13 protein-coding genes are annotated in these 14,285 nt (G+C 73.7%); 5 read left to right on the forward strand and 8 right to left on the reverse strand.

Features of this window, described 5'->3' with window-relative positions; all coding sequences use genetic code 11:
- Nucleotides 1-64 precede the first annotated feature (64 nt).
- From WME82_RS31270 to WME82_RS31290, 5 genes are all read left to right on the forward strand, one after another.
- Nucleotides 65-1,519, forward strand: coding sequence for a PLP-dependent aminotransferase family protein (locus WME82_RS31270; protein WP_438038304.1), 1,455 nt, complete (start codon nt 65-67; stop codon nt 1,517-1,519).
- Nucleotides 1,520-1,631: 112 nt separating this feature from the next.
- Nucleotides 1,632-3,428 (forward strand): hypothetical protein, encoded by a 1,797-nt coding sequence (locus WME82_RS31275; RefSeq protein ID WP_438038305.1) that lies wholly within the window; start codon nt 1,632-1,634, stop codon nt 3,426-3,428.
- Nucleotides 3,429-3,522: 94 nt separating this feature from the next.
- A complete protein-coding gene (locus WME82_RS31280) occupies nt 3,523-3,969 on the forward strand; it encodes an Rrf2 family transcriptional regulator (RefSeq protein WP_437740148.1) in 447 nt (148 codons plus the stop codon).
- Between the two features lie 221 nt (nt 3,970-4,190).
- Complete coding sequence (trxA, locus tag WME82_RS31285) at nt 4,191-4,514, forward strand: thioredoxin (RefSeq protein ID WP_437522675.1); 324 nt, start codon at nt 4,191-4,193, stop codon at nt 4,512-4,514.
- A 403-nt stretch (nt 4,515-4,917) separates the two neighbouring features.
- The gene (locus WME82_RS31290) at nt 4,918-6,891 is read left to right on the forward strand and encodes a serine/threonine protein kinase (RefSeq protein ID WP_438038306.1); all 1,974 of its coding nucleotides are present in this window, start codon (nt 4,918-4,920) and stop codon (nt 6,889-6,891) included.
- A gap of 6 nt (nt 6,892-6,897) precedes the next feature.
- On the opposite strand, the gene WME82_RS31295 is transcribed toward WME82_RS31290, so the two are convergent.
- From WME82_RS31295 to cysK, 8 genes are all read right to left on the reverse strand, one after another.
- Nucleotides 6,898-8,241 carry a hypothetical protein gene (locus WME82_RS31295; protein ID WP_438038307.1) on the reverse strand — a complete coding sequence of 448 codons (1,344 nt, stop codon included), beginning with the start codon at nt 8,239-8,241 and terminating at the stop codon, nt 6,898-6,900.
- A 70-nt stretch (nt 8,242-8,311) separates the two neighbouring features.
- A complete protein-coding gene (sat, locus tag WME82_RS31300) occupies nt 8,312-10,057 on the reverse strand; it encodes a sulfate adenylyltransferase (RefSeq protein ID WP_438038308.1) in 1,746 nt (581 codons plus the stop codon).
- A gap of 129 nt (nt 10,058-10,186) precedes the next feature.
- Entirely contained in the window at nt 10,187-10,759 is a 573-nt protein-coding gene (locus tag WME82_RS31305; protein ID WP_438038309.1) for a Mov34/MPN/PAD-1 family protein, read from the reverse strand.
- A complete protein-coding gene (locus WME82_RS31310; RefSeq protein ID WP_438038310.1) occupies nt 10,753-11,703 on the reverse strand; it encodes a PLP-dependent cysteine synthase family protein in 951 nt (316 codons plus the stop codon). Before WME82_RS31310 ends, WME82_RS31305 begins: the two co-directional genes overlap by 7 nt.
- Nucleotides 11,700-12,050, reverse strand: a complete 351-nt coding sequence (locus WME82_RS31315; RefSeq protein ID WP_438038311.1) for a hypothetical protein — start codon at nt 12,048-12,050, stop codon at nt 11,700-11,702. Before WME82_RS31315 ends, WME82_RS31310 begins: the two co-directional genes overlap by 4 nt.
- A 1-nt stretch (nt 12,051) precedes the next feature.
- The gene (locus WME82_RS31320; RefSeq protein ID WP_012238383.1) at nt 12,052-12,330 is read right to left on the reverse strand and encodes a MoaD/ThiS family protein; all 279 of its coding nucleotides are present in this window, start codon (nt 12,328-12,330) and stop codon (nt 12,052-12,054) included.
- Nucleotides 12,323-13,222 carry a HesA/MoeB/ThiF family protein gene (locus WME82_RS31325; RefSeq protein WP_438038312.1) on the reverse strand — a complete coding sequence of 300 codons (900 nt, stop codon included), beginning with the start codon at nt 13,220-13,222 and terminating at the stop codon, nt 12,323-12,325. Before WME82_RS31325 ends, WME82_RS31320 begins: the two co-directional genes overlap by 8 nt.
- A complete protein-coding gene (cysK, locus tag WME82_RS31330) occupies nt 13,219-14,280 on the reverse strand; it encodes a cysteine synthase A (RefSeq protein ID WP_438038313.1) in 1,062 nt (353 codons plus the stop codon). Before cysK ends, WME82_RS31325 begins: the two co-directional genes overlap by 4 nt.
- Nucleotides 14,281-14,285 lie beyond the last annotated feature (5 nt).

Consider the following 14,285-nt stretch of genomic DNA (forward strand, 5'->3'; position numbering starts at 1 on the left):
CTGGTCCTCACGCCCGGCAGCTGTACCGGTACCGCAGGGCCCGCCCGGCTGTACACTTCGTCTCGTGCAGGTGCAGGCGCCCATCGAAGCGGAGGACGAGGCCCACCTCTACGACCGCGTCGCCGCGCACGTCGCGGATCTGATCGCGCGCGGCGCGCTGCGGCCGGGCGACCGGATCCCGTCGGTGCGGCGGCTCAGCCGGCAGCAGGGGGTCAGCGTCGCGACGGTGCTGCAGGCGTACATGCAGCTCGAGAACCGCGGGCTCATCGAGGCGCGCCCGCAGTCGGGGCACTACGTCCGCGCCCGCCGGGGCACGGCGCTGCCCGAGCCCCGGGCCGCGCGCCCCTGCACCACCGCCACGCGGGTCAGCGTGAAGAGCCTCGTCTCCAAGGTCTACCGGGCGTGCCGGGACCCGCACATCGTCCCGTTCGGCGCGGCGTGCCCGAGCCCGGAGCTCCTGCCGACCGACAAGCTGAACCGGATCCTCAGCGCGATCGCGCGGAGCGCTGGCGGCGCCGGCGTCTCGTACGATCCGCCGCCCGGCCTGCCGGCCTTGCGGCGGCAGATCGCCCGGCGCTCGGTCGAGTGGGGCGTCGCGCTCTCCCCCGACGACATCGTGACGACGGTCGGCGCCATGGAGGCGCTCCACCTCTGCCTGCGCGCGGTCGCCCGCCGGGGCGACACGGTCGCGCTGGAGTCGCCGGCGTACTACGGGCTCCTCCAGCTCATCGAGAGCCTCGGCATCAAGGCGATCGAGGTCCCGTCGCACCCCCGCACCGGCATGGACCTCGACGTCCTCGAGGAGATGCTGGGCCGCCACCGCATCAAGGCGTGCCTCGCGATCCCGAACTTCAACAACCCCCTCGGCAGCGCCATGCCCGACGAGGCGAAGGAGCGCCTCGTCGCGATGCTCGCGCGCCGCGAGGTGCCGCTCATCGAGGACGACATCTACGGCGACCTGCACTTCGGCGACGTCCGCCCCCGCCCCGCCAAGGCGTTCGACAAGAAGGGCCTCGTGATGCTCTGCTCGTCGTTCACGAAGACGGTGGCGCCGGGCTACCGGGTCGGCTGGACGGCGCCCGGCCGCTTCCTCGACGAGGTCGAGCAGCTCAAGTTCGCGCAGAGCGTGGCGACCGCGACGCTGCCGCAGATGGCGATCGCCGAGTTCCTCGAGATCGGCGGGTACGACCACCACCTGCGGACGCTCCGGCGACGGCTCGCCGCCCAGGTCGCGCGCATGAGCGAGGCGATCGCCGAGCACTTCCCACCCGGCACCCGCGTCTCGCGCCCCGCCGGCGGCTTCGTGCTCTGGGTCGAGCTGCCGCCCGGCACGAGCGCGCTCGACGTGCACGAGAGCGCGCTCGAGCACGGCATCAGCGTCGCGCCGGGGCCGATCTTCTCGGCCAAGCACCGCTTCTCGAACTACATCCGGGTGAACTGCGGCTACCCGTTCACGGAGCTGAGCGAGCACGCGGTCCGGACGCTCGGACGGATCTGCGCCGAGACCGCCGAGGGATGACGCGGTGGACGGCCGGGGCCCCGGCGGCGGCCGGCGCGCCCTGGATGCCGTACCCGCGCTGAAGTAGAACCTTCCCTCTCGATCGAGCGCCCGCCCCGACGAGCCCACGCCCTTGCGCCCCCGACATCCCGCGTCCCTTCCTTCGCCCGCGCCCCCGCCGACGCCCGCGCTGCGGCCTGCGCTCCCGATCCTGCCTGCGCACCGCCCGCCCGAGCCCGCCCGCGCTGCGGCTCCATCGCCCGCCCGCGCCGCCTGGGCGCTCGCGGCCTCGCTCGCCGTCCTGCCCGCCTGCGGCGCCGGGACGATCACCTCGCCGGGCACGCGAGCGCCGGAGACGCTGCGCGCGCTGCCGGATCGCATCGACGGCAGCACCCTCCTCGGCGGGGACGCGCAGCGCGCAGCGCAGGCGGGCGCGAGCGCGCTCCGGGTGATCGGCGCGGACATGGCGTCCGACGGCGATCGGCTCGGCGCCTTCGTCGAGGTGCCCGCCGGCGAGTGCATGCTCGCGATGGCGCGGGTCTCGCCGACGATCAGCGACGTCGACCTGTTCGCCTTCGAGGACGACGGCAGCGCCTTCTCGACGGACGAGGCCGCCGACGCGCGCGCGTCCATCCTCGTCTGCCCGCCGCACCCGCGGAGGCTCTATGTCATGGCGCGCGTGATGTCGGGCGCCGGGGCGGTGAGCGTCGGCGTGCAGAGCGTCCCGGTCAAGGCGGCCGACGCGGTCGCCCGCGCCGTCGGCGCGCGCGGCAGGTCCGGCGACGAGAGCGGGCGCCTCGAGTCGTGGCCCGGCCTGGAGGCGAAGATCAGGGCGCGCCGCGCCGCGGTCGGCGCGCGCTGGGACGACGTCCGGCGCGTCGCGCTGCCCGTCGGATCGAGGACCGCGAGCCGGATCGGCGCCACCCTCGACGGCGGCCGCTGCCTCGACGTGCTCGTCTCCCCGAGCGACGAGGTCGCCTCGCTCGAGGTGGTCGCGGAGGACGAGACCGGCAGGGTCGTCGCGCGCGCGCGCGAGCGGGGCCAGGATCGCTCGCTGCTCCTCTGCTCGGCGGTCTCCGTCGAGCTCTCGATCGCGATCCGCTCGCGCGGCACGCAGGGCCTCGTGGCCGTGGTCGTGGGCCGCTCGCAGCCGGGCGCCGAGGCGGAGATCTCCGGCGCCACGCCGATCGAGCGCGTGACCGAGGGCCGCGACCTCGCCGAGGCGCGGGCGGACCACGCCCGCGCGCTCGCCGGCCGGGGCTACGGCGCGCCGCGCGTGTCGACCGGGGCCGCGCGGCTCGGCAGCCGGACGACGCTGCCGATCGAGCTGCCGGCCGGCTGCGCGCGGATCGACGTGCTGGCCGGCAAGCCGCTCGCCGACGTGCTCGCGGAGCTCTGGAGCGAGGGCCACGCCCTCCTCGGCCGCGCCCGGGGCGGCGCCCGGGCGACGCTCTTCACCTGCGGGCGCGGCGGACCCGCCCGCGTCGACGTCGAGTCGATGGCGCAGCCTGGCCCGTTCGCCGTGGAGGTCCGCAAGGAGCCCGAGGCCCCGCCGGCGCTCGTCGCCCATCCGCTCGCCGCCGCGAGGCTGCTCGGGCGCATGAGCGCCGCCGGCCCCGCCGACGCCGCGGGGGCGGCCGGCGCGCAGGCGGTGGGGCTCGACGCCGCGCGCCTCAAGATCCTCCCGCTCCCGATCCCGGCCAACACGTGCGCCGAGGTGATCGTGGCGCTCGACGCCGACGGCGCGGGCGTCGATCTGCGGCTCGTCGACACCTCGACGGGCGAGAGCGCGCTCGCCAGGGCGCGGCACGTCGTGTCCGACAGCCGCTGCGCCGGCCCGGCGGCCGTCCCCGCGTCGATCGAGCTGCGCCTCGCGCACGGCAAGGGAGACGCCCTCGTGCTGATCCGCACCTCGCCCAGGTCGCGCTGAGCGAGCAGGCGCCGAGGCGAGAACGCTCGACCGCCCGCCGCGCCTTGACAGCGGACCCCCCCGAGCCCTCAGATGACGGCCGAGGGGCCGTTCGATGTCCTCGGGTCGCTTCGCCATCGCCACGCACGCCCTCGCGCTGCTCGCCCAGTCCGACGAGAGCTGCGCGAGCGACGCGCTGTCGGCGAGCATCAACACGAACCCGGCCTTCCTGCGGCGCATCCTCGCGCGGCTGTCGCAGGCCGGGCTCATCGAGGCGCGGGAGGGCCGCTCGGGCGGTTATCGCCTGGCGAGGCCGGCCAAGAAGATCCGGCTGAGCGAGGTGTACGCCGCCGTCGAGCCGGAAGGCGCCATCGCGCCGAGCCCGTGCGAGCCGAACGCGAGGTGCCCGATCGGGTCGGGGATCCAGCGGGCGTTCGATGAGGTCGCCGAGGCGGCCAACGCAGGGCTGCTGCGCGGCCTCGCGCAGAAGACCGTCGCGGACATCGCGCTCCGGGCGCAGCACCTCGGCCGCCCTGCGCCTGCGCCGATCAAGGCCGGCTGATCGCGGAGGCGCCTGGCCGCGCGGCGACCCCGCCGGCCTCCTGCACCGGACACACGCGAGGCCGCCATCCCTGCGGGCGGCCGAGCCGCTCCCCTGGCAGAAACTGAAACCGTGCATATAACAGTTGGAGCGAGCGTGGCTGTCGAGGATCGGGCCGGCATCGGGCCGGCGCGTCGCAGCCAGGGCCCGCTCACTCCAGCGAAGACCGAAAGGACAGCGCCATGGGCAGCAGCAATGTCATCGAAGTCAACGACCTGAATTTCGCGCAGGAGGTCCTGCAGACGGACACGCCGGTGCTCGTGGACTTCTCGGCATCCTGGTGCGCCCCCTGCAAGCGGCTCGCGCCGATCGTCGATGAGATCGCCGCCGAGACGGCGGGCCAGGTCAAGGTGGTCAAGCTCGACGTCGACGCGTCGCCCGAGGCCGCGCAGCGCTTCGGCATCCGCGGCCTGCCGACGGTGGTCGCCTTCCAGAAGGGCGAGCCCGTCGGGCGGCACGTCGGCCTCACGAACAAGAAGACGCTGCTCGCGCTCCTCGGACGTTGAGCGCGCCGAGAACCTCGAGCGCATCGAGCCTCCGCCGGCGATCGTCCGCGCCGTGACGTGCCCCACATCGCGCCCCGTGCGCGACGGAGACGCCACCACGGCGCGCGCCAGGACCACTGGACACCCGACATCGACCTTCATTTCGCGAGCGGCTCCCGCCTTCACCCCGACCGCACGGGATGTGCGCGGCGCGCGGCCGTCGCATTGCGCGTCGGCCGTCTTCTACGGACGCAGCATCCCGTTGACATGACCACCCGATACGAGATTTTCTCGTCCGAGGAAGCCCAGCACTCCGCAACGCCGCTCGCTGCCGTCCGTCGAGGCGGTCGAGGGTCGCCACGCGGAGCCCTGCCGGTGTGGGTATTTCTGGCACGGCGCGACCGAGCCTGGCTTCCCGGACGCCATGGCCCTGTTCGACGACGACTTCGAGACGCTCGAGCAGCTCCCCGAGATGCGAAAATCTCGCGGGAAGGGCGGAGATTCGCACGGCCAGAGCCCCACCCCCGTGAGCCTCGGCCGCGCCCGCGCGGAGCTCACGGATCTGTCGAGCGACGGCCCCCGCTACGAGATGCGGTCGCTGCTCGGCGTCGGGGGGATGGGCGAGGTCCACTTCTGCAGGGACCGCCGCATCGGCCGCGACGTGGCCATGAAGGTCATCCGCGCCGAGCACCAGGGCGACACGACGCTGCGCCACCGGTTCCTCCGCGAGGCGCGGGTGCAGGGCCAGCTCGAGCACCCGTCGATCGTGCCCGTCTACGACCTCGGCGTGGACAACAAGGGCTCGGCGTACTTCACGATGAAGCGCCTCCGGGGCCTCACGCTGGCGAGGATCCTGAACGAGCTCCGCGAGGGCGACCCGACGGCGCTCCAGAGCTTCTCGCGCCGCAGGCTGCTCACCGCCTTCTCGTCGGTCTGCATCGCCGTCGACTTCGCGCACTCGCGCGGCGTGCTCCACCGCGACCTCAAGCCCGCCAACATCATGCTCGGCGACTTCGGCGAGGTGTACCTGCTCGACTGGGGCGTCGCGAAGCTCATCGACACGCCGCTCCAGACGATCGACATGGGCGAAGATCCCATGAGCACGCGGACCATCCCGGGCGACGTGCTCGGGACCCTCGGGTACATGTCGCCGGAGCAGGCGCAGGGGTGCGTCGACACGCTCGACGTGCGCAGCGACATCTACTCGCTCGGCGCGATCCTCTTCGAGCTCCTCACGCTCAAGCCGCTGCACCCGAAGAAGGACCGCACCGAGATGCTCGACTCGCTCATTCACGGCGCCGACGCGCGGGCGTCGGTGCGCGCGCCCGAGCGCGAGGTGCCGCCGGAGCTCGACGCGATCTGCGTGACGGCGACGCGGCGCGAGCCCTCCGAGCGCTACCCGTCCGCCCGCGCGCTCTACGAGGCGGTCGAGCGGTTCCTCGACGGCGACAAGGACGTGGAGCTCCGCCGCGACCTCGCGGCGCGGCACGCGGGGCTGGCCGAGGAGCGCGTGACGGAGGCGCTCGCCGGCGGCAAGGAAGCCGAGGGCGCGCGGAAGGCGCTGCTCAGCGAGGTCGGCCAGGCGCTCGCCTTCGATCCGTCCAACGAGCGCGCCCTGGAGACGCTCCGGCGCGTCCTGACCGAGCCGCCGCGCGAGATGCCGGGGGAGGTGCTCGCCGAGCTGGACGCGGCCGCGGCGGCGCGGCACCGGCTGCAGCTGCGCGCGGGCATGCGCGCCGAGCTGCTCGCGACGGCGATCGCGACGCTGGTCGCCGCGGTGTGGCTCGGCATCCGGGAGTGGCAGGTCTTCGCCTTCATCCTGGGCTTCACCGCCCTGGCGGCGCTGATGAAGTTCCTCGCCGCGCGCGTCGTCCACCGCCCGTCCGCGGAGTGGTACGCCTACGCCGGCTTCGTCTTCAACGTGCTCAGCTTCCTGTGCATCGGGCGCGGCTTCGGCCCGCTGCTCTTCATGCCGATGCTGCTCGTCATCCTCACGTACGGCAACTCGTTCACGTACCGGACGGCCTACCGCGTCGCCGTCGTCGTGACCAGCTGCATCGCGGTGCTGGCCGCCGCGTGGATCGAGTACTCGGGCGTCCTGCCCCGCTCGTACGAGTTCGCGGGCGGCGCGATGGTCATCCTGCCCCAGGCCGTCGAGCACTCGAAGATCGCGACGATGACGGCGCTGACGCTGACGACCCTGTTCATGCTTGTCGTGCCGGCGTTCATGATGGGCCAGCACCAGCACGCGCTGCGCGCCGCGGAGCGACGCGCGTTCCTGCAGGCCTGGCAGCTCCGCCAGCTGCTGCCGGAGCGGGCCCAGCCCGGCGCCGCGGCCAGCCCAGGCCCGGAGCACGCCCCGCGCCGCCGCCCGAGGCGCCCCCACGCCGCGGGGTGAGCGGGGTCAGTCCATCGGCCAGACCGCGACGACCCAGACCGGCGAGCCGCCGCGCGCGGACACGCGGAGGGCGGCGCTCTCCTCGATCTCGGAGCAGAACGCCACGCCGGCGCTCTCGCCGTTCTCGCCGGCGTCGTCGCGCCCGGCGCGGTCGCCGAGCTCGACGGAGATCCGGAGCGCGCGCAGCTCGCCCCGGGCCAGCGCCGCCGCCGCGAAGTAGCAGCGGCCCGGCTCGACCTGGACCGGGACGAGCGTGTCGCCCTGCGCGCCGATCGCCTCGGCGATCGCCTGCGCGCGCGGCGCGGGCGCGTGGCGGCGGCGCAGCGCGGCGACCAGGTTGCCCCGGGCGCGCGCGCCGAAGTGCCCCGGCACGAACGCGGACATCGGCCACTGCGCGTCGGACAGCACGACCTTCACCGGCCCCGCGGCCCCGAGGAAAGGCACCTCGACGACCCCCTGCTCGCCCAGGCAGAAATCGAGCCGCGCGTCGGGCGCGTCGGACCTGTCGCGATCGAGCAGCCTGCCCGTGGTCCCCTCGCGCGCCTCGGCGTCGAGGTCGGTCGCGCGGCGCAACGTGGCGCTCGGCACCTCGGCCATCAGGTCGAGGCGGTGGCAACCCTCGGGGAGCTTGACCGAGAACTGCCCCGTCCCGATCGACGAGGCGCGCATGTCGGTCGGAGCGACGCGCGGCGCCCCTTCCGCGAGCGCGCGCCGCGCGGCCCGCGCGACCCGGGCGTCGAGCGGCCCCGGCTCGGAGGGCCGCCCAGGGTCGCCGCGGGGCGCGACGGGCCCGGACGCGCGCTCCGGCAGGATGGCCTCGACGCGCTCCAGCGGCCCGCTCGACGCGGCGACGACGACATCGAACGCGCTGCGCGTCGACAGCACCTCGATCGCCACGCGGCGCAGCCCCTCGCGCTCGGCCCCGCACCGCGTGATGGCCGCGACCCCGGCGACGCTCAGGACGCGGCGGTCGTCCTCGGGCTCCGCGCCGCGCAGCTGCTGGATGAGGCCCTCGAGGGCGGGGACGCCGCCCGATGGCCCCTCGGGAGAGAGCGTGAACTCCGCCGTGCGCGGCGCGAGGAACGCGGCGGTGAGGCACTCGTCCGCCGCCGCGCCGGCAGCGCCAGCCACGCGGGCCGGGCCGGCGGGCGGATCGACCGCCACGACCCGGGCGCGGCCGTGCTCGAGGAAGATGGGGGGGAGGCGCGCGACGCGCGCGCCCGAGAGCGACCACATCCGCGCGACGCGCGCGGCGTCGTCGCTGAGATCCGCGCGCGCCGGCGTCCCCGCGGAGACGCCGGCGAGCGCGGCGAGGAGCGAGAGGGCCGCGGCGCGCGCCACGCGCGCCACGCGCGCCACGTCTGATGCCGCGCGGCCCCGCTCGACGGCGCCGCCCGCCGCGGCCCTCAGGCGCCCGCGGCTACGACGAGCTGCGCATCGACTCGATGAGGATGCGCGCGACCTCCGGACGGGAGAACTCCGGCGGCGGCAGCTCGCCGCGCTGGAGCAGCTCGCGCACCTTCGTCCCGGACAGGTTGACCTGCGTCGACGCATCACCAGGCGCCGTCTTCGCCGTGGCCATCGCGCCGACCACCGTCGAGTAGAACGCGTTCTCGAAGTTGAGCGTGGTGATGCCGAGCTCTCCGGGGCTGAAGGCATTGAAGATCTCCTGCGCGTCGTACGTGCCGTAGTAGCTGCCGACGCCGGCGTGATCGCGCCCCACGATGAAGTGGGAGCAGCCGTAGTTCTTGCGCGCCAGCGCGTGGAAGATCGCCTCGCGCGGCCCCGCGTAGCGCATCGCCGCCGGGTAGATCGAGAGGAGCACGCGGTCCTTCACATAGTACTTCGCGATGAGCTCCTCGTAGCAACGCATCCGCACGTCCGCCGGGATGTCGTCCGACTTGGTCGCGCCGACGAGCGGGTGGATCATCAGGCCGTCGCAGATCTCCAGCGCCGTCTTGGTGATGAACTCGTGCGCCCTGTGGATCGGGTTCCGCGTCTGGAACCCGACGATGCGGCGCCAGCCCTTCTCGGCGAAGTACGCCCGCGTCGTCGCCGGGCTCCGGTCGTACGCCGGGAACGCCGAGTCGACGGGCCGCTCCAGCACGCGGATCTCGCCGCCGACGTACACGGGGCCCGTGCTCATCAGGTACGCGACGCCCGGGTGCTTCGTCTCGGTCGTCCGGAACACCTCCTGCGCCTCGATCTCCTTGTTCGGCCGCCACTTGTCGCTCAGCTCGATGACCGCGACGATGCGTCCGTCGCGCGCGCGGAGCGCCGCCTCGGAGCCCACGCGGAGCCCCTCGGCCGCCTGCTCGGAGACGGCGAGCGTGATCGGCATCGACCACGGCAGGCCGCTCTCGAGCCGCATCTCGCGCACGACGCGCAGGTAGTCCTTCGAGTTCATGAAGCCGCGCAGCGGGGAGAACGCCCCGATCGCGATCATCTCGACGTCGCTCTCGGTCCGCTCGTCGAGCTCGATGACCGGCAGCCCCTTCGCCCGCTCCGCGAGCGACGCCTTCGCCGCGCCCTCGACCCACCGGTTCACGAGCTCGCCGCCGTGCGGCGCGATCAGCCCGCGCGCGCCGCCCGCGGCCGCCCCCGCGGCGGCCGCGCCGGACACGGCGACCGCGCCTCCGCGGCGCGGGACGTAGCCGAGCTCCTCGAGCTTGGCGAGGATCTTGGCGAGGCTCTCCTCCTTCGTCTCCTTGCCGGTGTCGACGACCACCTCGGGGCTCTCGGGCGCCTCGTACGGATCGTCGATGCCCGTGAAGTTCTTGATCTCGCCCGCGAGCGCCTTCTTGTAGAGCCCCTTCGCGTCGCGCTCGGCGAGCACGGGGATCTCGCAGGAGCAGAACACCTCGACGAAGTGGGGGATCTGGGCCCGCTGCTCGTCACGGATCGCCTTGTAAGGGCTGATGGCGGCCGTCATCGCGCACGCGCCCGACCGGGCGATGAGCTTCGCCACGTATCCGATCCGCCGGATGTTCGTATCGCGGTCCTCCTTCGAGAACCCGAGGCCCTTCGAGAGGTTGGTGCGCACCTCGTCGCCGTCGAGCACCTCCACATGGACGGAGCGGGCGCGGAGCTCGGCCGAGAGCATCGCCGCGAGCGTGCTCTTGCCGGCGCCGCTCAAACCGGTGAACCAGACAACAAAACCTGACATTTAGGCAACTCCTTCGATGATGAAGTGACGACTACGGACTCGGCCTCTCCGGGCCTCGGATTCAGATCCCTCAACGAGCGGATGAGGGCTGCGCGAGAGCGCGTCGACGCGCGCCCCGGCGCGATGAGCTCAATCGACGACGGAGAACGTCGACGCGACGAACGCGGCGCCGTCCCACACGAAGAGGCGGTGCTCGGCGATGCGGGGCGCCTCCTCCGGGCGCCCTTCGCCGGAGCCGCCGCGCACGCTGGTGACGAGGAACGCGAGCGGGAACGCCGGCCCGGGCCCCAGCACGATCTGGCCCCCTTCCTCGGCCGGCGGCTCGCCGCCGCTCATCATGGCGGCGTCCGTCGGGCTGAAGTAAGCGCCGGCGTCGAGGTGGGAGTGATAGAGCACCTTCACCGGGCGCCCCGCCGAGGCGCCCTTCTCGACAGCGTCGGAGAAGCGCTTGCCGTTGAAATCGAAGAACGTCCGCGCCGTCCGGAAGTACCGCTCCGGATCGATGGCGTGAAGCTTGTTCGCGATGTTGTCCATCCGAACGTGCTCGTCGCAGAGCAGCGGCTCGGTCGCGGGCCCCTTCAGGTACCCGCAGGCCTCCTCGTCGCGCGCGTAGCCCGCGAGCGCCTCGTCCTCGACCGCCTTGAGCACGCTCGCCTTGAGGACGACCCCACCGGCGGTCCACGGCTGTGGAGACATCACCATACGTAACGCTTCTCCCATTTCATGGGCGCAAAATAGCGGTCGCCCCGGTCCGGGACAATCGCCACGACGCACCCTCCTTGCTGTTCGCGGTGCAGGCGCTTCGCCACCTCGAAGGCCGCGAAGACGGCCGCGCCGCCCGAGTGCCCCACGTGCAGCGCCTCCTCGCGCGCGAGGCGATCGGACATGTCCCAGCCGTCCTCCGTCGCGATGCGCATCGTCTCGTGGTACGCGCCCTCGTCGTGGATGGCGGGCACGAGCGAGCTCGGCAGGTGCTTGAGCCCCTCCAGCCCGTGGAGCGCCTCCGTGGGCTCCACGGCGATGCAGCGGATCGGGCGGTGGTGCTCGCGCAGCCGCCGGCTCGTCCCGACGATGGTGCCGCTCGTGCCGATGCCGGCCACGAAGTGCGTGATCCTGTCGCCGACCGCCTCCAGGATCTCGCGCGCCGTGCCGTGGTAGTGGGCGAGCGGGTTGTCCTCGTTCGAGTACTGATCCGGGTAGAAGTACCGCTCCGGATCCTTCTCGACCAGCGAGCGCACGAGGCGGATCGCGCCGTCGGAGCCCTCCATCGGGTCGCTGAAGATGAGCTCCGTGCCGAACGCGCGCGCGATGTCCTTGCGCGCCTTCGACACGTTCGACGGCATGACGAGCGCCACCTTGAAGCCCATCGCCGCGCCGAAGAGCGAGTAGGCGACCCCGGTGTTGCCGCTCGTCGAGTCGATGAGCGTCTTCTGGCTGGTGAGGCGGCCGTCCGCGGCGGCGCGGGTCATCATCCGCAGCGCGGCGCGATCCTTCACCGAGCCGCCGGGGTTCGCGAACTCGAGCTTGGCGTAGACCTCGACCGACGGCGTGTCGCGGCCGACGCGCGAGAGGCGCAAGAGCGGCGTGTCGCCCACCGCGTCGACGACCGATCCCAGGCGGCGGGAGCGGGCGAGCGAGTGCCTCATGACGGGTCGACCTCCCCCGCGCTCCCCTGCCCCGCGCTCCCCGCGGCGCTGTCCAGAGCCAGCGCGGCGCGCATCTCGGCGAGCGCCGCGCGCGCGCCGGCGAGCACGGCGCGCGCGGCGGGCGAGGCGACGAGGTCCGCGGGCGCGAGCGCGGCGAGGTCGATCGCGCCGTCCGCGAGCGCGCCGAAGCCGGCGCCGCGCGCGTAGCGCTCCGCCACCTCGTGCGCGAGCGGCGGCGCGTCGCTGCCGCCGCCGAGCACGCGCGCCGTCGCCGCCCCGAGCCTCGCCTGTCCCTCTGGACCGATCTCCGCGAGCAACACCTGGCGGAGATAGCGCGGGTCGTCCACCTCAGCCCCCGGCGATCGCGGGCACGATCGCCACCTGGTCACCGCCCTTCACGGGCGTCTTCAGCCCGTCGAGGAAGCGGATGTCCTCGTCGCCCACGAAGATGTTCACGAAGCGCCGCACGCCCTTCTCGTCGAGGAGTCGGTCGCGGATGCCGGGGTAGCTCTTCTCGAGGTTCTCGATCAGCTCGCCGACGGTGCCGCCGGCGGCTTTGACCTCGTCCTGCCCGCCGGTGAGCGTGCGGAGCGGGGTCGGGATGCGGACGGTCGCGGTGTCAGCCATGGTCTTGCTCTCCAGTCTTGAGGTGGGTCGAGGATCCGCTCTCGCGGTCGTTTTCAGCTTCAGCGTGGGTCGGGGATCCGCTCTCGCGGTCGTTTTCAGCTTCAGCGTGGGTCGGGGATCCGCTCTCGCGGTCCCCTTCAACGTGGGTCGGGGATCCGCTCTCGGCCGCGCACGCGACGACGTAGCGGGACGCGTCGATCGTCGCGATCGCGGCGCGCGCTCCGCACAGGTCGCAGGCGGGCCGCGCGGAGACAGGGACGCTGCGCAGCGTGTCCGTGCGGCCGTCGTACGTCGCGATCCGGCCGAAGATCGACGCGTCGCCCGCGAGGATCGCCAGCGCGCGATCCGCCGCGATCGCGCCGGCCACGCCGCACACCGGGCCAGCCACCCCGGCCGTGGCGCAATCCGGCGCGTCCCCGGTCGGCAGGTCCTCGAACAGGCAGCGGTAGCAGGGCGCCCCCTCCCCCGCGACCGCCATCACCGTCGCGCGCCAGCGGATCGCGGCGGCATGGACCACCGGCGTCCTCGTGAGGCGGCACACGTCGGCGATCAGGAACCGCGACGCGAAGTTGTCGGTCGCGTCGACAACCACGGAGACGCCCGGCATCAGCCCCGCCGCCGCGCTCGGCGTGAAGCGGCCGTAACGGCGATCGACGCGGAGCCCGGGGAAGCGGCGGCGCAGCGCCTCCGCGAACGCATCGAGCTTCGGCCGCCCGACGTCGTCGTCGTCGAACAGGATCTGACGATGCAGGTTCGTCAGCTCGACCTCGTCGTCGTCCGCGACCCGGAGCTCCCGCACCCCGGCGGCGGCGAGCGCGAGCGCGGCGGGCGCGGCGATCCCCCCCGCCCCGACGAGGAGGACGCACCCGCGGATCGCCTCGCCGCCGCTCATCGGAAATACTCGTCCAGGCTGAAGTAGCGCTCGCCGGTGTCGCAGAGGACGGTCACCACGTTGGCGTCGGGGCCGAGCTCGCGGGCGACGTCGAGCGCGACGCGTACCGCCGCGCCGGCGCTGATGCCGACGAGCAGCCCCTCCTGCCGGGCCAGCGCCACCTTCGTGTCGTACGCGGCGCGATCGCTGATCGTCCGCACCTCGTCCACCACGCCCGGATCGTAGTTCGCGGGGACGAACCCGGCGGCGAGCCCCTGGATCTTGGTGGGCCCGCGCTCGCCGCGCGAGATCGTCGCGCACGACTCGGGCTCGACCGCGATGACGCGCGTCGCCGCGCGCATCCGCTTGAGCACCCGCCCGACGCCGCTCACCGACCCGCCCGTCCCCACGCCGGCGACGAACGCGTCGATCGTCAGCGACTGCCGGGGACCGGGCCGCCCCGGCGCGTCGAGGCCGGCCATCGCGTGCAGGATCTCCCGCGCGGTCGTCTCCGCGTGGACGCGCGGGTTGTCGGGGTTGTCGAACTGGCTGAGGATGAGCGCCCCCGGGATGTCCGCCGCGAGCTCGCGCGCCCGCGCGATGGCCCCCTCCATCTGCAGCTCGGGCTCGGTCAGGACGACCTCCGCGCCGTAGGCCTCGAGCAGCTGGCGCCGCTCCAGGCTCATGCTCGCCGGCATCGTCAGGATGCAGCGGTACCCCTTCGCCGCGCACACGATCGCGAGCCCGATCCCGGTGTTCCCCGACGTGGGCTCGATGACGACGCCGCCCGCGCCGAGCAGCCCGCGCGCCTCGGCGCCCTCGATCATCGCCAGGCAGATCCGGTCCTTCAGCGAGCCGCCCGGGTTCTGCTGCTCGGCCTTCCCGAAGACGCGCCCCCGGGGCGTCGCCGCGTCGACGCGGCGGATCTCGAAGAGCGGCGTGTCGCCCACGAGGTCGAGGAGGCTGTCGACGACGCGCGGGTGCGACGGGAGCGGCGGGAGCTGCGCTGCGCCCTTCGCGGGTTCCGCGGGAGTGCGGGGGGCGCCGGTGGACTGTGCGGATCGTTCGGGGCTGCTCATGGTGT

Source organism: Sorangium sp. So ce128 (genome assembly GCF_051525245.1).
GTDB lineage: Bacteria > Myxococcota_A > Polyangia > Polyangiales > Polyangiaceae > Sorangium > Sorangium cellulosum_B.